The following is a 22,807-nucleotide window of genomic DNA, read 5'->3' as shown; positions in this document are numbered from 1 at the left end:
CCCGTCGCCAGCGGCACGCCGGCCGGCAGGCCGAGCGCCGCGGCCGCCTGCGCGCCGAGCGTACCGCAGCGTGCAGTCGACACATGGACCGGCGCGAACCGGTCGGCCGGCAGGCCGAGCGCGTCGATCAATGCCGTATCCCACGCGCCGTCGGGCGTCGCGAGCGCGGTCGCACACGCATCGCTCGGATCGGCCGCGACGTCGCCGCCGAGCGCGATGCGCAACCAGTCCTTCGGCTGCACGGCCCAGCGCGCGGCGCGCAGCGCATCGGGCTCGTGCGCGGCCAGCCAGCGCAACAGCGGGCCCGCCATGCCCGGCGCGACGGGGTTCGGGGCGACGGGCGATCCGGCGACGGGCAATCCGGCGGCAGGCGATCCCGCGACGGACCAATCGGACGCGTCAGCTTCGCGCACCGCGCGCGTGTCGGGCCACAGCAGCGCGGGCCGCACCGGCTGCCCGGCCGCGTCGATCAGCACGACGCCATGCATCTGCCCCGAGAAGCCGATCGCCGCGACCTGCGCGCGCTCGCCGGCCGGCAGCCGCGCGGCCGCGCGCACGAGCGCCTGCCACCACGCATCGGGCGCGATCTCGGCCCAGCCGGGCCGCGGCGACGACAACGCATAAGGTTCACTCGCGACCGCGCGCTCGACGCCATCGGCATCGAGCGTGACGAGTTTGACGGAGCCGGTGCCGAGGTCGATTCCGAGCAGGCGCATGACGGGAGGATGAATTCGTATGGACGGATGCCGATGATAACGGGATCGCGATGTGTGCCGCGGCTTTTGCGGTCAGCGCGGCGCAATGCGATGCAGGAAAGCAAGCGGTCGGCGGCCCGGTTTCACCGGGCTGCACCTTGCGTGCAAAAGCGGCCGTTCTCGGGTTAACCCGGCGCGATTTTTCGACACCCCTTTTTGCCACTATGCGGCCACGCCGATACACACCATAAAGCGGCCGATATTTGGCACGGGGGCCGGCGCTATTTTGAAGGGCTATAAAACCGGGGAACCTCACTCCTGCGGCAGCTTCCCGATGATCGACACCCTGTTTCATGCCGAAATGGCATATCGAACCAGCAAAGCACGGAATAGAACCCAGCGCTCTTGTTGCGTGGATTCATTCCGCATAACTTCGTATCACCCCGAAAACAAGATCATGGAGTGAGACAGATGCAATCGAACACGGTCCATCCGTGCGATGAGGTGCTGCCGACCGGCAAGCTGGTAACGCTTGGCCTGCAACACGTCCTCGTCATGTACGCCGGCGCCGTCGCCGTGCCGCTTATCGTCGGCGGCGCGCTCAAGCTGCCGAAAGACCAGATCGCGTTCCTGATCAGCGCCGATCTGTTTTCGTGCGGCATCGCCACGCTGATCCAGACGCTGGGCCTGTGGATCTTCGGGATCCGCCTGCCCGTCATCATGGGCTGCACGTTCGCGGCAGTCGGCCCGATGATCGCGATCGGCACGAACCCCGGCCTCGGCATTCTCGACATCTTCGGCTCGACCATCGCGGCCGGCATCATCGGCATCGTGCTGGCGCCGACGATCGGCAAGCTGTTGCGGTTCTTCCCGCCGGTGGTCGTCGGCACCGTGATTGCCGTGATTGGGCTGTCGCTGATGGAGGTCGGCATCAACTGGGCGGCCGGCGGCGTCGGCAACCCCGAATACGGCAGCCCCGTCTATCTCGGCCTGTCGCTGCTCGTGCTCACGCTGATCCTGCTGATCAACAAGTTCGGCCGCGGTTTCATCGCGAACATCTCGGTGCTGCTCGGCATCGTCGCCGGCTTCGTGATCGCGTTCATCCTCGGCCGCGTGAACACCGAAGGCGTGTCGCTCGCGCCGTGGGTCGGCTTCGTGATGCCGTTCCACTTCGGCTGGCCGCACTTCGACCCGCTGTCGATCGCGACGATGGTCACCGTGATGTTCGTCACGTTCATCGAATCGACCGGCATGTTCCTCGCGGTCGGCGACATGGTCGATCGTCCGGTCGACCAGGAGCGCCTGGTGCGCGGCCTGCGCGTCGACGGCCTCGGCACGCTGATCGGCGGCATCTTCAACTCGTTCCCGCATACGTCGTTCTCGCAGAACGTCGGCCTGATCGGCGTGACGGGCGTGAAGAGCCGATTCGTGTGCGCGACGGGCGGCGTGATCCTTGTGCTGCTCGGCCTGTTCCCGAAGATGGCGCAGGTCGTCGCATCGGTGCCGCCGTTCGTGCTCGGCGGCGCGGGCATCGTGATGTTCGGGATGGTGGCCGCGAACGGCATCAAGGTGCTGTCGAAGGTCGACTTCGTGAACAACAGCCACAACCTGTTCATCGTCGCCGTGAGCGTCGGCATGGGCCTCGTGCCGGTCGTGTCGCCGCACTTCTTCTCGAAGCTGCCGCCCGCGCTCGCACCGATCCTGCACAGCGGCATCCTGCTGGCATCGGCCACGGCCGTGATCCTGAACATCGTGTTCAACGGCGTGAAAGGCGAAAAGGATGCGCGCTGCGACATCCGCCGCGCCGGACACGACTTCGACGGGCGTCCCGCCGACGTGCACCACTGATCGCGCCGCGCCGGACGACGGCGCAACGCGGTAACGAAAAACGCCACGGCATGCCGTGGCGTTTTGCTTGGCGGGTGTCGAATCACGCGGGGCTCGGGCGAGCGCTATCGGATCGGAAGGGCCGGCCGCCGGCAGCGCTGCGCGGGTCGTGCCGATCTGTCGTGCGGGCCGAAGCGACCGGAGCGACCGGAGCCCGATGCACGCATCGTCACGGCAACGCTCGTCGCCCCGCGCGATACGACAGCACAAACAGAAACGCCACGGACGTTCGTCCGTGGCGTTTCTGTTTGCGCATACCGCCGGTTCGACGGACAGGAGCGGTCGCCCGCTCCCGCGCTGCTTCGCGCTTACCCGTTCGTTGCCGCCGCCGACGCAGGCGCCGGGGCGGCCGCCTTGTCGTAGTCGACCGGCTCATCCGGCGCGCGCGGCGTCTCGCCGGCTCGCTGGACCCAGCCGCCGCCCAGTGCGCGGTACAGGTCGACCAGGTTCGTCCAGCGCGCCAGACGCGCGCTGATGAGCGTCTGCTGCGCCGAGTACAGGTCCGTCTGCGCGGTCAGCACCGACAGGTAGCTGTCTACGCCGTTCTTGTAACGCAGGTCCGACAAGTCGAAGCGGCGCTGCTGCGCGTGCTCGTTGCGCTCGAGCGCGGCGATCTGCTGGTCGTACGTGCCGCGTGCGGCCAGCCCGTCCGACACTTCGCGGAATGCCGACTGGATCGCCTTCTCGTAGTTCGCGATCTCGATGCGCTTCTGCACGTGCGCGAGATCGAGATTGGCGATGTTCGAACCGCCCTCGAAGATCGGCAGCGCAATACTCGGCGCGAACGACCACGCCGCCGTGCCGGCCTTGAACAGGCCGCCGAGCGTCGGGCTGGCAGTGCCGAACGCCGCCGTCAGCGAGATCTTCGGGAAGAACGCCGCGCGCGCAGCGCCGATGTTCGCGTTCGCGGCCAGCAGCGTCTGCTCGGCCTGCATCACGTCCGGACGACGCGTCAGCAGGTCCGACGGCAACCCGGCCGGCACGTCCGTCAGCAGGTTCTGCGCGTCGAGCGGCATGCCCGGCGGCAGATCGTCCGGCAGCGGCTCGCCGATCAGCAGCACCAGCGCGTTCAGCGCCTGCGCACGCGCACGCGCCTGCGCCTGCTGGTTCGCGAGCGCCGTCTCGACCACCGTCTGCGCCTGACGCAGCTCGAGCTCGGAACCCGTGCCGTTGTCGAACTGCAGCTTCGTCAGGTCGTACGATGCCTGTGCCGTCTTCAGCGTGTTCTCCGTGACCTTCAGCAGATCGTCGGTCGACTGCAGCGTCAGGTACTGGTCAGCCACCTGCGACACCAGCGAGATTTCCGACGCCTGCCGCGCGTACGCGGTCGACAGGTACTGCGCGAGCGCCTGGTCCTTCAGGCTCTGCACGCGGCCGAACAGGTCGAGTTCCCACGACGCCGAAAGCCCGACGTTGTAGGAGCGCGTGATCAACGGCTGCCGCGTCGTCGACACGCCGGCCGGGAACCGCTGGATGCTGCCGGTACCCGTGCCGTCGAGCGTCGGGAACAGGCCCGCGCGCGTGATCTGGTACTGCGCGCGCGCCGCCTCGATGTTCAGCACCGACACGCGCAGGTCGCGGTTGTTCTTCAGCGCGATCTCGATCAGCCGCTGCAGGCGCGGATCGACGAAGAATTCGCGCCAGCCGATGGCGGTCGCCGCCTGGCCGTTCGCGCTGCGCGCGCCGGCAGCGCCCGGCTGCGTCGCGTAGACGCCGCCGGCCGGGTACGCCTGCGCGACGGGCGCGTCGGGCCGCTTGTAATGCGGCGCCATCGTGCAGCCCGTGGCAAAGAGCGCGACCGCGATTGCAGTCAAAGCATGTTTTTGCATCATCACTGCCCCTTCTTCTCGTCGTCGCCGTGGCCGCCCTTCTCCGCCTCGTGCATGTGATCCTGCGCAAGACGCAGCGCCTCGTCGACGTCTTCCTTCTCGCCGCTGAAGATCGCGCGAATCTTCACGAAGAACATCGGGATCATGAAGATCGCGAGGAACGTCGCCGTGATCATCCCGCCGATCACGCCCGTACCGATCGCGTGCTGGCTCGCCGAACCCGCGCCGTTGCTGATCGCGAGCGGCATCACGCCGAGAATGAACGCGAGCGACGTCATCAGGATCGGACGCAGCCGCAGGCGCGCCGCTTCCAGCGCGGCCTCGATCGGCCCCATCTTCTCCGTCTCCTGCAGTTCGCGCGCGAACTCGACGATCAGGATCGCGTTCTTCGCGGACAGGCCCACGGTGGTCAGCAGGCCGACCTGGAAGAACACGTCGTTCTCGAGGCCGCGCATCGTCGCCGCGAGCAGTGCGCCGATCACGCCGAGCGGCACCACCATGATCACCGAGAACGGGATCGACCAGCTTTCATACAGCGCCGCGAGACACAGAAACACGACGAGGATCGAGATCGCGTACAGGATCGGCGCCTGCGAACCGGACTGGATTTCCTGGAACGACAGGCCGGTCCACGAATAGCCGATACCGACCGGCAGCTTCTTCGCGAGCCCTTCCATCGCGCTCATCGCCTGACCGGTCGACTTGCCCGGTGCGGCCTGACCCTGGATTTCCATCGCCGAGACACCGTTGTAGCGCTCGAGCTTCGGCGAACCGTACGTCCAGTGACCGGTCGCGAACGCGCTGAACGGCACCATCCCGCCCGACCCGTTGCGCACGTACCAGACGTTCATGTCGTCCGGCGTCATCCGGAACGGTGCGTCGGCCTGCACGTAGACCTTCTTGATCCGGCCGTCGGTGTCGAGGAAGTTGTTGACGTACTTCGACGCCCATGCGATCGAGAACGTCTGGTCGATCGCATCCGCCGTCACGCCGAGCGCATTCGCCTTCTCGCGGTCGATGTCGACCTTGTACTGCGGCGTGTCGTTCAGGCCGTTCGGGCGCACGCCTTGCAGCGTCGGATCCTTCGAGGCCATCCCGAGCAGCTGGTTGCGCGCGGCCATCAGCGCGTCGTGGCCGAGACCCGCGTTGTCCGTCAGCTCGAAGTCGAAGCCGGCGGCCGTACCGAGTTCGGGAATCGACGGCGGGTTGAACGGGATCACGATCGCGTCCTTGTAGCCCGCGTAGCGCCCGAACATCCGGCCGATCAGCGCCTGCACCTTCTGGTTCGCATGCTGACGCTGCGAGTAGTCCTTCAGTCGCACGAACACGAGACCCGAGTTCTGGCCGCGACCCGCGAAGCTGAAGCCGTTGACCGTGAACGCCGATTCGACGATTTCCTTCTCGTCCTTCAGCAGGTAGTCGGAAATGTTCGCGAGCGTCTTCGCGGTCGTTTCCTGCGTCGAACCCGACGGCGTCTGCACGATCACGAACATCAGGCCCTGGTCTTCATCGGGCAGGAACGACTTCGGCAGGCGCACGAACAGCAGGCCGACCGCGACGATCACGACCAGGTAGATGATGAGCCAGCGGCCCGAACGCTTGATCACGTGGTGCACGCCGACGTGGTACTTGTCGCGGCTGTTGTTGAACGTGCGGTTGAACCAGCCGAAGAAGCCCTTCTTCTCTTCGTGATGCCCTTGCGGGATCGGCTTCAGGATCGTCGCGCACAGTGCCGGCGTCAGAATCAACGCGACGAGCACCGACAGCACCATCGCCGACACGATCGTCAGCGAGAACTGGCGATAGATCGCGCCGACCGACCCGCCGGAGAACGCGACCGGCACGAACACCGCCGACAGCACGAGCGCCACGCCGACGAGTGCGCCGGTGATCTGGCCCATCGCCTTGCGGGTCGCCTCCTTCGGTGACAGGCCCTCTTCCGCCATCACGCGCTCGACGTTCTCGACCACCACGATCGCATCGTCGACCAGCAGGCCGATCGCGAGCACGAGGCCGAACATCGACAGCGTGTTGATCGAGAAGCCCACCAGCGACATGATCGCGAACGTGCCGAGCAGCACGACCGGCACCGCGATCGTCGGGATGATCGTCGCCCGCAGGTTCTGCAGGAACAGATACATCACGAGGAACACGAGCACGATACCTTCGAGCAGCGTCTTGACCACTTCCTCGATCGACAGCTTCACGAACGGCGTCGTGTCGTACGGATACTTCACGACGAGGCCGTGCGGGAAGAACGGTGCCAGCTCGTCGATCTTCGCGCGCACGGCCTTCGCGGTCGCCAGCGCGTTCGCGTTGGTCGCGAGCTGGATACCGAGCGCCGCGGTCGGCTGACCGTTGTACTTCGTGTCGAAGTTGTAGTTTTCACCGCCGAGGCCGATCTGCGCGACATCCTTCAGGCGCACCTGCGAGCCGTCCTGGTTGACCTTCAGCAGGATGTTGCCGAACTGCTCGGGCGTCTGCAGCAGCGTCGATTCGGTGATCGTCGCCTGCAGCACGGTGCCCGGCTTCGCCGGCGTGCCGCCGATCTGGCCGCCTGCGATCTGCACGTTCTGCGCGGTGATCGCCGAGCTCACGTCGACCGGCGTGAGGCCGTAGTTCGTCAGGCGGGTCGGGTCGAGCCAGATCCGCATCGCGTACTGCGAGCCGAACAGCGTGACGGTACCGACGCCGTTCAACCGGCTGATCGGATCCTTCACGTGCGACGCCACGAAGTTCGCGAGGTCGTACTTGTTCATGCTGCCGTCTTCGGAGTTGAAGGCGAGCACCAGCAGGAAGCTGCTGCTCGACTTCGTCACCGACAGGCCGAGCTGCTGCACGACCTGCGGCAGAACCGGCGTCGCGAGCGACAGCTTGTTTTGCACCTGGACCTGCGCGATGTCGGCGTTGGTACCCGGCGCGAAGGTCAGCGTGATCGTCGCGTTGCCCGAGTCGTCACTCGTCGACGACATGTACAGGAAGTTGTCGAGGCCGCTCATCTGCTGCTCGATCACCTGCGTCACCGTGTCTTCCACCGTCTTCGCGGAAGCGCCAGGGTAGTTCGCGGTGATCTGGATCGATGGCGGCGCGATCGTCGGATACTGCGAGATCGGCAGCGTGAAGATCGCCGCGACCCCGGCCAGCATCAGGATGATGGCGATCACCCACGCGAAGATCGGGCGATCGATAAAAAACTTTGCCATGAAACAGGCTCCCTGTTATTGCGCGCTCGAAGCAGCGGCAGCACTCGCCGGCGCGGCGCCCGATGCGGCGGCACCGGAAGCAGCAGCGGCGCCGGAACCGGCGGCAGCCGGCGCGGCGGTTGCAGCGGCGCCCGATGCGGCATTGGCCGCAGGTGCGAGCTGCGCCGGCACCGACTTCACGGTCGCACCCGGGCGCACCTTTTCGCCGCCCTGCACGATCACGTGATCGCCCGCCGCCAGACCGCCTTCGACGATCCAGTTCGGGCCCTGCATGCCCGTCGTCTTCAGCGGACGCGGCTCGACCTTGTTGCCGGCGTTCACCACCATCGCGATCGCCTGGCCCTTCTGGTCATGCGTGACGCCGATCTGCGGCACCAGGAACGCGTTCTCGTTCACGCCTTCCTCGATCCGCGCACGCACGAACATCCCCGGCAACAGCACGCGGCCCGGGTTCGGGAAGACCGCACGGATCGTCACCGAGCCGGTGGCCTGGTCGACCGTCACATCCGAGAACTGCAGCTTGCCCGGCTCCGCATAGGTCTTGCCGTCCTCGAGGATCAGCGACACCTTCGCCGCGCCCGGGCCGCTCGTCTTCAGGCGGCCGCTCTGCACGTCCTGGCGCAGCTTCAGGCCTTCGAGGCTCGATTGCGTGAGGTCCACGTACACGGGATCGAGCTGCTGCACCGTCGACATCAGCGTCGCCTGGCTCGCCTGCACGTATGCGCCCGGCGTCACTTGCGAAATGCCGACGCGGCCCGTGATCGGCGACACGACATCCGTGTAGCCGAGGTTGATCTGCGCGGTGTCGACCGCCGCCTTGCCGGACGCGACGTCCGCCGCGGCCTGCCCTTGCGTGGCCACCGCGTTGTCGTAGTCCTGCTTGCTGACCGCGTTCGCGGCCACCAGCACCTTGTAGCGCGCGACCAGCGCGTTCTGCGTGGCGAGGTTCGCCTGCGCCTTCGCGAGCGTCGCCTTCGCGCTGTTCAGCGCGGCGACATACGGCGCCGGATCGATCTTGTAGAGACGCTGGCCGGCCTTGACGTCGGTGCCTTCGGTGAATTCACGGCGCAGCACGATGCCGTCGACCCGTGCGCGGACCTGCGCGACGAGGAACGCGCTGGTGCGGCCCGGCAGCTCGCTGAACACCGGTACGGCTTGCGGCTGGACGGTGACGACGCCGACTTCCGGCGTTTGCGGCGGCGGTGCCGATTCTTTTTTTCCGCATGCAGCCAGGAAAACCGCGGCTGCCGCGACAGTGATCAAGCGGTATGGAACCCGTTCGACGCGCATGGAGCGACCTCTGTGTGTAACCAATGGAATAAGTGCAGCACCCGACGGGAGCGCAACACGGATGCGCCTCGCGGCGCAGATCGAACACCTGAATTACTGGACTGCTGGATACAGCACGTCGGCACGAAACCTCCATGCCGACGGGATGCCGCGAACTGCGGATGGTGCTTTGGCGGGAATCAGCAGAGTGGGATATTAACTGATTGCCACTTGGGTCATTCGATCGTAGGGTGGTATTGTATATACATTCACGAATGTATGTAAAAAGCCCGATTGCGTTGTGCCGGCTGTCCAGTCTTACGAATTATTACCAGTCGCAAGCATAGCCAATCCGCTAGACGGCGACGAGGGTTACGGACCCTATATTCACCTACGATCGATCCAATCAGGCCTGCACATGGTCAGACGTACCAAGGAGGAGGCGCTCGAGACGCGCAATCGCATTCTCGATGCCGCTGAACACGTGTTCTTCGAGAAGGGCGTGTCGCACACGTCGCTCGCGGACATCGCCCAGCACGCCGGCGTCACGCGCGGCGCGATCTACTGGCATTTCGCGAACAAGAGCGAGCTGTTCGACGCGATGTTCGACCGCGTGTTCCTGCCGATCGACGAGCTGAAGCGGACGCCGCTCGACGCACCGGGCGGCAATCCGCTCGAGAAGATCCGCAAGATCCTGATCTGGTGCCTGCTCGGCGTGCAGCGCGACTCGCAGTTGCGGCGCGTGTTCAGCATCCTGTTCATGAAGTGCGAGTACGTCGCGGACCTGGAGCCGCTGCTGCAGCGCAACCGCGCGGGAATGAGCGAGGCGCTGCACATGATCGACGCCGACCTCGCGGTCGCCGTGCGGCTCAAGCTGCTGCCCGAGCGGCTCGATACGTGGCGCGCGACGCTGATGCTGCACACGCTCGTCAGTGGATTCGTGCGCGACATGCTGATGCTGCCCGACGAGATCGACGCCGAGCAGCATGCGGAAAAGCTCGTCGACGGCTGCTTCGACATGCTGCGCTACAGCCCCGCGATGCTGAAGGAAAGAGACTGACGGCGCGGCGGCCGCCCGCGCGCCGTTTCATTTTCATCGATCGGGGAGCCGGGCCGCACAACAGCCACGGCAATGCGCTGCCCGCCTCCGTCTCCCCGACCAGGTCACGCCGCCTTCGCGCGATGCGCGCGAGCCCGCCGGTTCGACGCGGCCACCGAATCGCGCTTCGGCATCGGCGCGCCGGCCAGTCCCGCGATCCACGCGTCGGTCGACATCACGGCCGCGAAATTCGACTGGAACACCACCGTGTATGCGCGGTGAATCTCTTCGGCGCTCGCCGCGCCCGCTTCGTTCTCATAGGGCAACGCGCCCGTCGCATCGTCCAGGTACTCGACATTCAGCCCCGCATGCGCCGCGTGATAGACCGTCGACGCATTGCAGTTGTGCGTCATGTAGCCGGCCACCGCGAGCGTGTCGATCCCGTGCGCGTCGAGCCATGCGGCAAGATCGGTCCCGGCAAACGCGCTCGCCTGCGCCTTCTCGATCAGGTGCGCGTACGGGCGGCCGGCGACGACCGCGTGCAGCGCAACGCCGTCGGTGCCGGGCGCGAAGATCGGCGCGCCGGCCGGCGCGACGTGCTGGACGACGATCACCGGCACGCCGGCCGCATGCGCGGCGTCGATCGCGCGGCCGATGTTCGCGAGCGACACGTCGAGCGGCGGATATTCGATCGGCAGGTTGCCCGTCACGTATTCGTTCTGGACGTCGATCACGATCAGCGCGCGGCGTGAAGTGGGATTGGAAGTGGAATGCGGGGCGGCGTTCGACATGGCGGGCTCCTGGTCCTGACGCGCGGCCCCGCCCCGGAACGGGACGGCCAGCGGCGCGATGCGATGCATTGTCGGGGCGCATCGCCTGCGCGGACAGTGGCCCGATAGCCATTCTTCGATAAAATCGGGCCATCACCATCCCGGAGCCCGCCATGACCGCCGTCGCGTCACCCGCCTCGCCTGCCCCGACCGTCGTCGCCGTGATCGCATACGACGGCATCAGCCCGTTCCATCTGTCGGTGCCGTCCGTCGTGTTCGGCAAGGAGCGCGACGCGGCCGCGTCGCCCGCGTTCGAGTTTCGCGTCTGCTCGGCCGAGCGCGGCCCGCTCGCGACGACGGGCGGCTTCACGATCACCGCGCCGTACGGGCTCGACGCACTCGACGACGCGGACATCGTGATCGTGCCGGCGTGGCGCGACCCGGACGAAGCGCCGCCCGACGAGCTGCTCGACGCCGTGCGCGCGGTCGCCGCACGCGGCACACAGCTCGTCGGGCTGTGCCTCGGTGCGTATGTGCTGGCCGCGGCCGGCCTGCTCGACGGCCGCCCGGCCACCACGCACTGGGCGTGGGCCGACGACTTCGCGCAACGCTTTCCGCGCGTGAAGCTCGACCCCGACGTGCTGTACGTCGACGACGGCAACCTGATGACGTCGGCCGGCACGGCCGCGGGGCTCGACTGCTGCCTGCACGTCGTGCGGCGGCGTTTCGGCTCGGACGCCGCGAACCGGATCGCGCGCCGCCTCGTGATCCCGCCGCACCGCCAGGGCGGGCAGGCCCAGTACGTGCCGCAGCCCGTCGCCGCACACCCGCGCGATGCGCGACTCGCGGGCCTGCTCGACTGGGTGCGCGCGCACCTCGACGCCGCGCACAGCGTCGATTCGCTCGCCGAACGCGTGCTGATGAGCCGGCGCACGTTCACGCGCCACTTCCGCCAGGCGACGGGCACGACCGTTACCGCATGGCTGCAGGCCGAGCGGCTCTCGCGCGCGCAGCATCTGCTGGAAACCACCGGACAATCGATCGACGCGATCGCGCAGGCGGCCGGCTATGGGTCGAGCGTGTCGCTGCGCCAGCATTTCGCGGGCGCGCTCGGCACGTCGCCGTCTGCGTATCGAAGGGAATTTCGCGGCGCCGGAGCCGGTGCCGACGCGGGACAATGACGCCCGCCGCATGCGCAGCGGGCGGGCCGTGAAGCGAAACCGGCGGGGTTCAGCGGCTCGACCGCTCAGCCGCCGTTGATCCAGCGCGCCGCATAAAGCAGCAGCGCGACGAACACGATCATCGCCGCCCATGCCCAAACGGACACCGGGCCGGAACCTCGATGATGAAGCACGCTGGCGACACGCGCGGTCAGCGCGCCGCCGGGGTGCGGCGGCAGCGGACGCTTCGTCGCGGCCATCAGCGACGCCGGCCGCAGGAACACATGCTGGCGCCGCGGTGCGGCCGGGTTCGCGCGATTCGGCGCGAGACCGTGCTTCGCCTGCACGACCGCGCAGAACTCGCGGAAGAAATCGTCGGCCCATTCGCGCAGCGCATTCTCGATCTGCCGCGCCGGCAACTCGGCGAGCGGCCCGCTCGCCGTCGCCCAGACCACGTACTCGATACACGTGGCGTTCGCATCGTCTTCGCGCAGCAGCACGAGTTCGACCTGGCCGCGCAGCGCACCGAGGCCGTCGGCCCGCGCCTTGAAATTGATCATGCGGCGCGGCTGCCCTTCCGCGTCGCCCTGCTCGCCGGCCGCATGCACACGCACGTCGTAGCGCGCACGCAGCGGGCCGAGCGGCACCGTGATCGCCAGCGCGAACTCGCCGTGCGCGAGCTTCACGAACGAGTCGCAATGGTCGAAGCTCGCCCGCAGCAATGCGGGATCCTCGAAGGCCTCCCGCACGACAGGCGGCGCGAGCGGAACGCGTAACGTGTCGTTCAGTTCCATGATGCCTCCCCGATGAACGCGCGCCGCATCAGGACGTCTCGACGAGACTGTCGATCCGTGCGACATCGAAGGCGACGTAGTGCGCAAGCGCGGCGGCAGCCGCCTTCGGTTCCTCGTAACTCCATGCGGCGTTCTCGATCACGCCGTCTTCCGTCTGCAAGTCGAAATGCACGGCCTCACCCCTGAACGGGCAGGCGCTCGTCACGCCCGACTTCACGAGCCTGCGCATGTTGACGTCGCCGCGCGGCAGGTAATGGACGTCCGGCAGCCCCGCTTCGCGCACGGTCAGCACGCCGTGCGAATCGGCATACGTGATGCCGCGGTGGATCACGCGCACGCGATGGCGGTTCGGCACGATTTCAAGGTGAGGGACGGCGGCGTCTGACATCGTTTCTCCTTCGGGCGGCCCGGCAGGCAGGCCGGTGGCAGGAAACGAAAAAAGCCACGGCACGAATGCCGTGGCTTTCATTATGGGCGAAACTTCGTCCGATTGCGCGACCCGGGCGGGGGCCGCGTGCGGCGGGCTACTGCGCGCTCCACTGGAACGCGGCTTTCGCGCCGCCCTTCGCGCCGACCGTGACGGTACGGGATTCGTCGCTACCCTGGTACGACGCCTGCACCGTATAGCGCCCCGGCGGCACCTGCACGAGCATGTACGGCCCGCGCGTGTCGGTCTTCAGCACTTCGGCACCCTTGCCGTCGACGATCCGCACATGGACGTCGGCCAGGAATTCGCCGCCCTTGCCGGTGAAGCGCAGCGCCAGCGGCCACTTCGCCTCGTTGCGCTGGAACGCCGTCGATTCGTCCAGCCCGATGCCGCCGGACACGAAGGTGACGTCGCCCTGCTGGCGCGCGGCGGGCAAGCCGTCCGACTGCGCGTACGCGCCGGCTGCGAAGCCGGCGGCCAGCGCCGCGGCGACGGCAAATCGGGACACGTTGCGTAGATATTGCATGGCTCTCTCCTTTGGGTCGGAACACATACGGGGCGCCACGCCACGGGGTCGGACGGCGGCAGCGCCCGCCGCGGCCGGCCTGGCCGGCCGTCGGCCGTCGCCGGTCAGCTCAGGTCGACCGGCACGAAGATCTGTGCATTATCGCGCTGGATCAGCAGAGCAAGACTGTTGCCCGCGCCCTTCACCGCGTCGCGCAACTGCTCGGGGCTCGTGACCGGGCGGCCGTTGACCGCGAGGATCACGTCGCCGGGCTGGATGCCCGCGTTCGCGGCCGGCCCGCCGGCCTGCTGCACGATCAGCCCGTGCGACAGGTTGCCGGCGCTGCGCTCCTGCGGCGACAGCGGGCGCACCGCGACGCCCAGGCGGCCCTGCTCGACCGGCCCGCCGTCGTTCGACGCGAGTTTCGCATCGGTCATCGCACCGAGCGTCACGCTGATCGACTTCTTCGACTTGTCGCGCCAGATCTGCAGGTCGGCCTTCGAACCCGGCTTCAGGTTCGCGATCTGCGCGGGCAGCGACGTCGAATCGGCGACCGGCGAGCCGTTGACCGACAGGATCACGTCGCCCGGCTGCAGGCCCGCCTTCGCGGCCGGGCCGTTCGAATCGACGGAGCTGACGAGCGCGCCGTCCGGCTTCTGCAGCCCGAACGAGCTCGCGAGCGTCTGGTTCAGCCCCTGCACGGCGACGCCGAGGCGGCCGCGGCTCACGTGGCCCGTCTTCACGAGCTCGTCCTTCACCTTGATCGCCTCGTTGATCGGGATCGCGAACGACAGGCCCTGGAAGCCGCCCGTCTGCGAGTAGATCATCGAGTTGATGCCGATCACCTCGCCCTGCAGGTTGAACAGCGGGCCGCCCGAGTTGCCGGGGTTCACCGGCACGTCGGTCTGGATGAACGGCGTGTAGTTCTCGTCCGGCAGCGCGCGCGACTTCGCGCTGATGATGCCCGACGTGACCGTGTTGTCGAAGCCGTACGGCGAACCGATCGCGACGACCCACTGGCCGACCTTGCTCTGCGCCGGATCGCCGATCTTCACGGTCGGCAGGCCGCTCGCGTCGATCTTCAGCACCGCGACGTCGGACTGCTTGTCCGAGCCGACGACCTTCGCCTTGTATTCGCGCTTGTCGGTCAGCCTGACCGTGACGACGTTCGCGCCGTCGATCACGTGCGCATTGGTGAGGATGTACCCGTCGGAGCTGACGACGAACCCGGAGCCGAGGCTCGCGCTCGGCTGGTCGTCCGGCTGCGCGTCGCCACCCATGCCCGGCACCTGGCCGTAGAAGTGCTTGAAGAACTGGTAGAACGGGTCGCTCGGATCGATCGGCAGCTGCGGTTGCGGCACGCGCCGCGACACCTGCTTCACGACGTGCTTCGCGCTGATGTTCACGACCGCCGGGCCGTAGGTCTCGACGAGCCCGGAGAAATCGGGGATGCCGGTCTTCGCGGCCGCTTCGGCCGGCATCAGCGCGGCCGCCTGCGCGGGCGTGATGATCTGCGGATCGGCACGGCGGGTGCCTGCGAAATAGCCGGCCGACAGGGCAGCCGCCACGGCGACCGCGACGGCGCCGCGCGCAAGGAATCGGGTGTTCATCGTAGGACCTCCTCTTTGTTAGGACGCAGCGTAACGACCCTGACTTAAAGGAGGCTTAATCAGCCTTAAGCGGGGCTTAAGCGGGCCGGCAAGGCCCGTCCGACAGCGTTCTTCACACGGATTCGGACTGCTGCGGCGCCTCGGCCGGCATCTCGGCGTCGCGGAACACGACGCTGACGAGCAGGCCGCCCGCGGCCGCGTCGCCGAGCGACACCGTCGCGCCCTGCTGCGCCGCCACGCGCTTGACGATCGCGAGCCCGAGACCGCTGCCCGACAAGTCGGCACGCGCCCGCGCGGAGCTGTCGCGGTAGAAGCGGTCGAACACGCGCTCGCGCTCGTCGGCCGGGATGCCGGGCCCGCTGTCGCCGATCTGCACGCATGCGCGGCCGGCCGCGTCGGAGGTCAGCGACACGTCGATGCGGCCGCCGTCCGGCGTGTACTTCACCGCGTTGTCGAGCAGGTTGCCGAACATCACGCGCAGCGCGCCGACGTCCGCGACGACGCTCGCCGCGCGCGTCTCCTCGAAACCGAGATCGATGTCGCGCCGCTGCGCGAGCGGCGCATGCGCGGCCACGCATTCGGCGAGCAGCGCCTGCAGGTCGACCGGCTCGCGCATCGTCGCGCCGTCCGGCTCGGCGCGGGCGAGCGCAAGCAACTGCTCCGCGAGGCGCGTCGCGCGCGTGACGCCGTCCTGGAGATCCGCGACCGCCTCGCGGCGCGACGCATCGTCCTTCGCGCGGGCGACGAGCTGCGCCTGGATCTGCACGGCCGCGAGCGGCGTGCGCAGTTCGTGCGCGGCGTCGGCCACGAACGCCTTCTGCGTGTCGAGCGCGGCCGACAGCCGCGCGAGCAGCCCGTTCAGCGCGCGCACGAGCGGCTGCACCTCGAGCGGCAGGCGCCCGTCGGGCAGCGGATCGAGCGCTTCCGGCCGGCGCGCCTCGACCGCACGCGTCACGCGCCCGAGCGGTGCGAGCCCGCGCCCGACGATCACCCACACGGCCGCGCCGAGGAACGGCAGCAGCACGATCAGCGGCCACAACGTGCGCAGCGCGACGTTCGCCGCGAGCCGGTTGCGCACCGACAGCGGCTGTGCGAGCTGCACGACGTTGTCGCCGACGATCGCGCCGTACACGCGCCATTCGCCGCGATCGGTGCGCTCGGTGGAGAAGCCGAGCTCCGCACGCGGCGCGATCGGCGCGCGCGGATGCGAGAAGTACATCAGCACGCCGTTGCGGTTCCAGATCTGGATCACGATGCCTTCGTCGCCGTTGGTCCGCGAGCCGAATACCTGCGAGAACGGCTCGGACGGCAGCGCCGCGGCGATTTCCTGCAGCTGGTAGTCGAACAGCTCGTTCGCCTCGGCGAGCGCCTGCCGATAGATCAGCCAGCCGGCGAGGCCGACGCCTGCGACGACGATCGCGAGCAGCCAGATCAGCAATTGATGACGAATCGACCTCACGCGTCAGCTTTCCTTGACAACCATGTAGCCGAGCCCGCGCACGTTGCGGATCAGGTCCGAGCCGAGCTTCTTGCGCAGAGCGTGGATGTAGACCTCGACCGTGTTGCTGCCGATCTCCTCGCCCCAGCCGTACATCTTTTCCTCGAGCTGGCTCTTCGACAGCACCGCGCCGGGCCGCGCGAGCAGCGCCTCGAGCAGCGCGAACTCGCGCGCGGACAGCGCGACGGGCGCGCCGTCGAGCGTCACCTGGTGCGACGCGGGATCGAGCGTCAGCGCGCCGTGACGGATCAGCGACTCGCTGCGCCCGGCCTGGCGGCGGATCAGCGCGCGCATCCGCGCGCCCAGCTCGTCGAGATCGAACGGCTTGACGAGGTAGTCGTCGGCGCCCGCGTCGAGGCCCTTCACGCGATCGGCGATGGCGTCGCGCGCGGTGACGATCAGCACGGGCAGCGACAGCCCGCGCGCGCGCAGCGTGCGCAGCACGTCGATGCCGTCGCGTTTGGGCAGGCCGAGGTCGAGCAGCAGCAGGTCGTACGTCTCGCCGCCGAGCGCCGTGAGCGCCGCGTCGCCGTCCTGCACCCAGTCGACCGCAAAGCCGTCCGAGCGCAGCGCCTTGCGCACGCCCTCGGCAATCATTCGGTCGTCTTCGACAAGCAGAATCCGCATCGGGACAGGCATCCATGGGTCGGGTGAAACACGCCGATCATTGTAGCGCCGCGAATCGCGCGCGCGGCATGCGCGCGGCAAAGTGATGCCGCAATGCGGCACGACACGTGATTTCGGCGGGCATTTGCCCACTTGTCTCTACAATGTGCGCTTGCGCGCGACGCACGCGCCGCCCGAGCCCCCGCTTACCCGTATTCGTCCATGCCGATTTCCACCCTTTCCACCCGGTTCGCTCCCCGCACCCGCGCCTGCCTGCGCGCAGCCGCCGTCATCGCCACCTGCACGGCCCTGGCCTTCGCGCCGCCCGCGCAAGCCCGCAAGAAATTCCACAAGGAAACGCGCAAGACCGCCGTCGTGTCGCCCGCCGCGCGTGCGGCCGGCCTGCCGGCATCGGTGCTCGTCGCGCTGCAGCGCGCGAAGGTGCCGGCATCGGCGATGAGCGTCGTCGTCGAGCGCGTCGGCGACCCGGAACCGCTGATCGCGTGGAATGCGAGCCGGCCGATGCTGCCGGCGTCGACGATGAAGCTCGTCACGACCTTCTCGGGCCTGTCGATCCTCGGCCCCGACTTCCGCTGGCGCACGACCGCCTACACGGACGGCACGGTCGACCCGGACGGCACGCTGCAGGGCAACCTGTACATCAAGGGCACCGGCGATCCGAAGCTCGTACCCGAAGAGCTGATCGACCTCATCGACAAGATCCGCAAGGCCGGGATCAAGCGCGTGGCCGGCGGCCTCGTGCTCGACAAGAGCTATTTCGCGGCATCGACGCGCGACCTGCCGTCGTTCGACGACGACGTGAGCGCGCCGTACAACGTCGGCCCCGATCCGCTGCTGTATGCGTTCAAGGCCGTGTCGTTCACGGTCACGCCGGGCGACGACGGCAAGGTGGCCGTCGACGTGCTGCCGCCGCTCGCGGACCTGTCGATCGACAACCAGCTGGTCGAAGGCACGGGCTCGTGCAGCGCGGCCGCCGCGGCCGCGCGCCCGACGCTGACGGCCGGCGGCGGGATGATGACCGCGTCGTTCGCCGGCGACTATCCGCTGCGCTGCGGCGCGCGCACGACCAACCTCGCGATCCTCGATCACACGACGTTCTTCGCGCGCGGCTTCCTCGCGCTGTGGCGGCAGGACGGCGGCACGATCGCGGGGCCCGTGAGCGAAGGCAAGGTGCCGACCACTGCGCGACCGCTCGCCGTGCATCACAGCCCGGTGCTCGGCAGCATCGTCTACGACATCAACAAGTTCAGCAACAACGTGATGGCGCGCAACCTGTTCCTGACGATCGGCGCGGTCAGCGGCAAGCCGCCCGCGACGCCCGAGCAGTCGAGCCGCGCGATTCAGGCGTTCCTGCAGAAGAACGGCATCGCGATGCCGGACCTCGCGCTCGAGAACGGCTCGGGGCTGTCGCGCGAAGAGCACGTGAGCGCGCTGTCGCTCGCCGCGCTGCTGCAGGCCGCGAACGCGAGCCCCGTCGCGCAGGCGTTCGTCGATTCGCTGCCGATCGCCGGCATCGACGGCACGATGAAGAACCGCCTCACCAACGCCGGCGTGCTCGGCAACGCGCACATCAAGACCGGCACGCTGCGCGACGTGCGCGCGATCGCCGGCTACGTCGCCGGCGCCGACGGCCAGAGCTACGTTGTCGTCAGCTTCATCAACAACGACCAGGCGGAAGGCGCGCGCGCCGCGCACGACACGCTGCTCGAATGGATCTACGCGGGCGCGCACTGACGGCTCGCGCGCCGCGATGCGGCGCATCCCCGCCCCTCTGTCGGCGTCGGCGTACGTCGGCCACAAGGCGGCACCGCGCATCGGGCAGCCCTGGCGGGCGGCCCGTGCGGCCTGCCGGCGCCTCGTACGCGGAATCGCGCCCTTCGCGGTTTGAAACGGCTGCCGCCACCGTCGCACGATGCACCGCACGCCGGCCGTGCCCGCAAAACGGGGCCGCACCGCCCGGCCCCGCGCCGCACGGTTTCCGTAGAAACCCTGTCCTCAGAGGGAACCCTCTACGCTGCCCCCTCGCCTAGCGCGTGGCGATTGCGTAGGCTGTTGGCCTGACCGATATCTACAACGGGCCACCGGCCCGGCCTCACGGCTTGCAGGGGAAAGGAGGAGACACGCCCATGCGATTCGACGTCGAATTGCTTCTGCTCGCGCTGGCGCCCGTCTTCCTGCTCTGCATCGCGTGGGAGGCCTGGCACCTCGCCCGCACACGTGCGCAGGACCACGTCTATGCGTGGCGCGACACGCTGTGCAATGCGGCGCTCGCGCTGATGCACCAGGGCGCGGACAAGATAGCGTGGATCTTCGTGATCCCCGTCTATGCGTACTGCTACCGGCACTATCGCCTGTTCACGTGGCACGACGGCTGGCTGTCGTTCGCGGTGCTGTTCGTCGCGCAGGACTTCCTCTACTACGTGTTCCATCGCGCGAGCCATCGCGTGCGCTGGCTGTGGGCCGCGCACGTCGTGCACCACTCGTCCGAGCGGATGAATTTCTCGACCGCGTTCCGCCAGAGCCTGATGTACCCCGTCGCGGGCATGTGGGTGTTCTGGCTGCCGCTCGCGTTCGCCGGCTTTCCACCGCAACAGGTCGTCGGCATCGTGCTGATCAACCTCGCGTTCCAGTTCTTCGTGCACACGCAGGCGATCGGCAAGCTCGGCTGGCTCGAGTACGTGCTCAACACCCCGTCGATCCACCGTGCGCACCATGCGCGCAATCCACGCTACATCGACCGCAATTACGCAGGCGTCCTGGTGATCTGGGATCGCCTGTTCGGCAGCTATGTCGAGGAAACGCCGGACGACCCGCCGCAGTACGGGATCGTCGAGCGGCTCGGCTCGAACAACCCGCTCGTCGCCACGTTCCACGAGTGGGTGTCGATGGTGGCCGACGCGTTGCGCGTCGACGGATGGCGCAACAAGCTGCGCGCGATTTTCGGCCCGCCCGAATGGGCGAGCGCTTATCATGCGCAGATTGCCGAGGCCGCGACCCAGGATCCGCGCACCGTGCCGCATGCGGCTGCGCGTGAACAATAACCGTTTCAGCCAACGGCCGCCGCGCAGCCCGGTTCCGAGCAGGCACGCGGCAGATGAGAAACACATCAGGCCATATCTACGAGGAGATCGAACGATGCAGTCACAACAACAATTCCCGTCGCATACCCGGCAACGCCTGCTGCGCACCGCGCAAGTCGCGATCGCGGGTGCCGCGCTCGCGCTGCTCGCCGCGTGCGGCGGCGGCGACGACAACAGCAGCAGCGCATCGAACACGCCGCCGTCGGGCGTGAAGATGCAGATCGTGTCGTTCGGCGACAGCCTGTCCGACGCCGGTACCTATTCGCAGATCAAGCTCGGCTTCGGCGGCGGCCGCTTCACGACCAACCCGGGCCAGGTGTGGACGCAGCTCGTCGCGACCTACTACGGCGACACGCTGCAGCCCGCGAACCAGGGCGGCTTCGGCATTCCGCTGCAGGCCACCGGCGGCCTCGGCTACGCGCAGGGCGGCTCGCGTGTGACGCTGCAGCCGGGCATCGGCCATGCTGACGCGAGCGTGCCGAATTCCGACTTCGCGCAGGCGACGACGACGCCGATCGCCGACCAGCTCAAGCAGTACCTGTCGCAGCACGGCAGCTTCAACGCGGGCCAGATCGTGCTGCTCAACGGCGGCGCGAACGACATCTTCTATCAGGCGCAGGTCGCGCAGGCGCAAGGCAACACGCCGGCCGCGCAGCTCGCGGCGGCCCAGGCGATCGGGCTCGCCGCGCAGCAGTACGCAGGCATCGTCCAGCAGATCGTCGCGGCAGGCGGCACGCACGTGTTCGTGTCGAACATGCCGGACATCGGCGGCACGCCACTGGCGGTGGCAAGCGGCACGCAGGCGGCGTTCACGCAGCTGTCGGGGCTGTTCAATCAGACACTCGTCGCGACGCTGCAGGCGCTCAAGGTCGACACGACCAAGTACACGCTGCTCGACATTTTCACGTGGCAGGATGGCATCACGGCCAATTTCCAGGCGAACGGCTTCACGGTGTCGAACACCGGCACCGCGTGCAACCTGCAAGCGATGATCAACGCGGCGAAGGCGTTCGGCGCGCCGATGCCGACCGCATTCGGCTCGTCGCTGTTCTGCTCGCCGCAGACCTACACGACCGCGAACGCGGACCAGACCTACATGTTCGCCGACACGGTCCACCCGTCGACGCACATGGGTCAGCTGATCGCGCAGTTCGTCGAGAAGCAGATCGCGGCGACCGGCGTCGGCAAGTAAAGCACCGCGTCCGGTCCGCGCTGCTGCTGCGGACCGGACCGCGGATGCTTCGCGCCTGCGAACGCGAACACAAGCGAAAACGCCCGACCGGGTTCACCGGTCGGGCGTTTGTTTTTCCGATCCCGACGCGTCGCACAATGCATGCTCGTCGGCGAGCGACCTACGGCGTCGGCATGCGCCTCGCTGCCGCGCTCACCCCTGCGCTTCGAACGCGGCCGCCGCACGGCCGAGGCGATCGTTGACGGCAATCCATTCGACGGTCTCGGGCAGCTTCTCGACGAGAATCCGCGCGACCTGCGCGCGGTCGAGCGCACGCAGCATCCCGTACAGGTCGCGCGCATAGGCCTGAGGATCTTCCGGCGCCGCGACGAAATGCACGCCGTCGGCCTGCGCCCAGCGTCCCGCGCGCGACGCGCGTGCGACGAGCGCGACGCGCTCGCCGTCGGTTTGCGCGGCCGCGAGCAGCGGCTCGAGCGCATCGAACGGCAGCAGCGCGAGCGGCGTGCGCGGCGCGTAATGGGCCTTCAGCGTGCCCGACGCGCGCGGCGTGGTCGCGTCGCTGCCGTCCGGCAGGCGCGGCGCGCGGCCGAGCACGTCGGCGATCTGCTGCGGCGTCACGTGGCCCGGGCGCAGCAGCGCCGGGAAGCCGCGCGACAGATCGACGATCGTCGATTCGATGCCGACTTCGGATGCGCCGCCGTCGAGCACATGCACGGTGTCGCCGAATTCGTCGCGCACGTGCTGCGCGGTCGTCGGGCTCACATGGCCGAAGCGGTTCGCGGACGGCGCGGCCACGCCGCCATGCCCGCCTCGCCGCGCGCTGAACGCGGCCAGCAGCGCCTGCGCGACCGGATGCGACGGGCAGCGCAGCCCGACCGAATCCTGCCCGCCGCTCACGGCGTCCGGAATGCGCGCATGGCGCTTCAGGATCAGCGTCAGCGGGCCCGGCCAGAACGCATCGATCAACGCTTGCGCATCGGCCGGCAGCGCATCGACCCAGTAGCCCGGATCGCCGCCGGGCGGAAGGTGCACGATCACCGGATGGTTCGCGGGCCGCCCTTTCGCCGCGTAGATGCGCGCGACGGCCTCGGGATTCGCCGCGTCGCCGCCGAGCCCGTAGACGGTTTCGGTCGGGAACGCGACGAGTTGCCCCGCGTCGAGCAGCGCGGCGGCCGCTTCGATCTGCGCAGGCGTCACGGAGTTCGGGAGATCGACGGACATC

General features: G+C 68.3%; 18 protein-coding genes. 6 read left to right on the top strand and 12 right to left on the bottom strand.

What is annotated here, in order from left to right:
* Window positions 1–716, bottom strand: a 716-nt coding sequence (locus tag OEJ37_RS05590) for an FGGY family carbohydrate kinase (protein WP_263343446.1), incomplete at its 3' end; no start/stop codon positions are given.
* Between the two features lie 450 nt (window positions 717–1,166).
* Here OEJ37_RS05590 and OEJ37_RS05585 point away from each other — a divergent pair.
* Window positions 1,167–2,543: a nucleobase:cation symporter-2 family protein gene (locus OEJ37_RS05585; RefSeq protein WP_174419806.1), complete on the top strand. Its 1,377-nt coding sequence runs from the start codon at window positions 1,167–1,169 to the stop codon at window positions 2,541–2,543.
* 347 nt (window positions 2,544–2,890) lie between these two features.
* Here OEJ37_RS05585 and OEJ37_RS05580 read toward each other — a convergent pair whose 3' ends face one another.
* The 3 genes from OEJ37_RS05580 to OEJ37_RS05570 are packed head-to-tail and all read right to left on the bottom strand — an operon-like array spanning window position 2,891 to window position 8,904.
* Entirely contained in the window at window positions 2,891–4,414 is a 1,524-nt protein-coding gene (locus OEJ37_RS05580; RefSeq protein WP_263343445.1) for an efflux transporter outer membrane subunit, read from the bottom strand.
* Window positions 4,414–7,614, bottom strand: a complete 3,201-nt coding sequence (bpeB, locus tag OEJ37_RS05575) for an efflux RND transporter permease BpeB (protein WP_263343443.1) — start codon at window positions 7,612–7,614, stop codon at window positions 4,414–4,416. Before bpeB ends, OEJ37_RS05580 begins: the two co-directional genes overlap by 1 nt.
* Window positions 7,615–7,629: 15 nt before the next feature.
* Window positions 7,630–8,904, bottom strand: coding sequence for an efflux RND transporter periplasmic adaptor subunit (locus OEJ37_RS05570; protein ID WP_263343442.1), 1,275 nt, complete (start codon window positions 8,902–8,904; stop codon window positions 7,630–7,632).
* A gap of 397 nt (window positions 8,905–9,301) precedes the next feature.
* On the opposite strand from OEJ37_RS05570, the gene OEJ37_RS05565 reads away from it, so the two are divergent.
* Complete coding sequence (locus OEJ37_RS05565; protein WP_263343441.1) at window positions 9,302–9,943, top strand: TetR family transcriptional regulator; 642 nt, start codon at window positions 9,302–9,304, stop codon at window positions 9,941–9,943.
* 104 nt (window positions 9,944–10,047) lie between these two features.
* Here OEJ37_RS05565 and OEJ37_RS05560 read toward each other — a convergent pair whose 3' ends face one another.
* Window positions 10,048–10,713 carry a cysteine hydrolase family protein gene (locus tag OEJ37_RS05560; RefSeq protein WP_263343439.1) on the bottom strand — a complete coding sequence of 222 codons (666 nt, stop codon included), beginning with the start codon at window positions 10,711–10,713 and terminating at the stop codon, window positions 10,048–10,050.
* A gap of 152 nt (window positions 10,714–10,865) precedes the next feature.
* On the opposite strand from OEJ37_RS05560, the gene OEJ37_RS05555 reads away from it, so the two are divergent.
* Window positions 10,866–11,873, top strand: a complete 1,008-nt coding sequence (locus OEJ37_RS05555) for a helix-turn-helix domain-containing protein (RefSeq protein ID WP_263343437.1) — start codon at window positions 10,866–10,868, stop codon at window positions 11,871–11,873.
* A gap of 65 nt (window positions 11,874–11,938) precedes the next feature.
* Here OEJ37_RS05555 and OEJ37_RS05550 read toward each other — a convergent pair whose 3' ends face one another.
* From OEJ37_RS05550 to OEJ37_RS05525, 6 genes are all read right to left on the bottom strand, one after another.
* Complete coding sequence (locus OEJ37_RS05550) at window positions 11,939–12,646, bottom strand: CoxG family protein (RefSeq protein ID WP_174419813.1); 708 nt, start codon at window positions 12,644–12,646, stop codon at window positions 11,939–11,941.
* A 28-nt stretch (window positions 12,647–12,674) separates the two neighbouring features.
* Window positions 12,675–13,034 (bottom strand): DUF427 domain-containing protein, encoded by a 360-nt coding sequence (locus tag OEJ37_RS05545; protein ID WP_174419814.1) that lies wholly within the window; start codon window positions 13,032–13,034, stop codon window positions 12,675–12,677.
* Window positions 13,035–13,170: 136 nt separating this feature from the next.
* Window positions 13,171–13,599, bottom strand: coding sequence for a carboxypeptidase-like regulatory domain-containing protein (locus OEJ37_RS05540; protein WP_174419815.1), 429 nt, complete (start codon window positions 13,597–13,599; stop codon window positions 13,171–13,173).
* A gap of 104 nt (window positions 13,600–13,703) precedes the next feature.
* Window positions 13,704–15,188: a DegQ family serine endoprotease gene (locus tag OEJ37_RS05535; RefSeq protein WP_174419816.1), complete on the bottom strand. Its 1,485-nt coding sequence runs from the start codon at window positions 15,186–15,188 to the stop codon at window positions 13,704–13,706.
* A gap of 112 nt (window positions 15,189–15,300) precedes the next feature.
* Entirely contained in the window at window positions 15,301–16,647 is a 1,347-nt protein-coding gene (locus tag OEJ37_RS05530; RefSeq protein ID WP_174419817.1) for an ATP-binding protein, read from the bottom strand.
* A 3-nt stretch (window positions 16,648–16,650) separates the two neighbouring features.
* Window positions 16,651–17,313 carry a response regulator gene (locus tag OEJ37_RS05525; RefSeq protein WP_009691805.1) on the bottom strand — a complete coding sequence of 221 codons (663 nt, stop codon included), beginning with the start codon at window positions 17,311–17,313 and terminating at the stop codon, window positions 16,651–16,653.
* Window positions 17,314–17,514: 201 nt separating this feature from the next.
* Here OEJ37_RS05525 and dacB point away from each other — a divergent pair, with 201 nt between their 5' ends.
* The 3 genes from dacB (at window position 17,515) to OEJ37_RS05510 (ending at window position 21,585) form a co-directional block, all read left to right on the top strand.
* Entirely contained in the window at window positions 17,515–19,047 is a 1,533-nt protein-coding gene (dacB, locus tag OEJ37_RS05520) for a D-alanyl-D-alanine carboxypeptidase/D-alanyl-D-alanine-endopeptidase (protein ID WP_175941184.1), read from the top strand.
* A gap of 392 nt (window positions 19,048–19,439) precedes the next feature.
* Window positions 19,440–20,354, top strand: coding sequence for a sterol desaturase family protein (locus OEJ37_RS05515; protein ID WP_263343434.1), 915 nt, complete (start codon window positions 19,440–19,442; stop codon window positions 20,352–20,354).
* A 94-nt stretch (window positions 20,355–20,448) separates the two neighbouring features.
* On the top strand, window positions 20,449–21,585 hold the full coding sequence (locus OEJ37_RS05510) for an SGNH/GDSL hydrolase family protein (protein WP_263343433.1): 1,137 nt from the start codon (window positions 20,449–20,451) through the stop codon (window positions 21,583–21,585).
* 192 nt (window positions 21,586–21,777) lie between these two features.
* Here OEJ37_RS05510 and OEJ37_RS05505 read toward each other — a convergent pair whose 3' ends face one another.
* Complete coding sequence (locus OEJ37_RS05505) at window positions 21,778–22,806, bottom strand: L-threonylcarbamoyladenylate synthase (protein WP_263343432.1); 1,029 nt, start codon at window positions 22,804–22,806, stop codon at window positions 21,778–21,780.
* Window position 22,807: the final 1 nt, after the last annotated feature.

Origin of the sequence: Burkholderia sp. BKH01 (genome assembly GCF_025685725.1) — a bacterium.
GTDB classification, from domain to species: domain Bacteria; phylum Pseudomonadota; class Gammaproteobacteria; order Burkholderiales; family Burkholderiaceae; genus Burkholderia; species Burkholderia pyrrocinia_C.
This window is presented reverse-complemented; position numbering and strand designations above follow the sequence as displayed.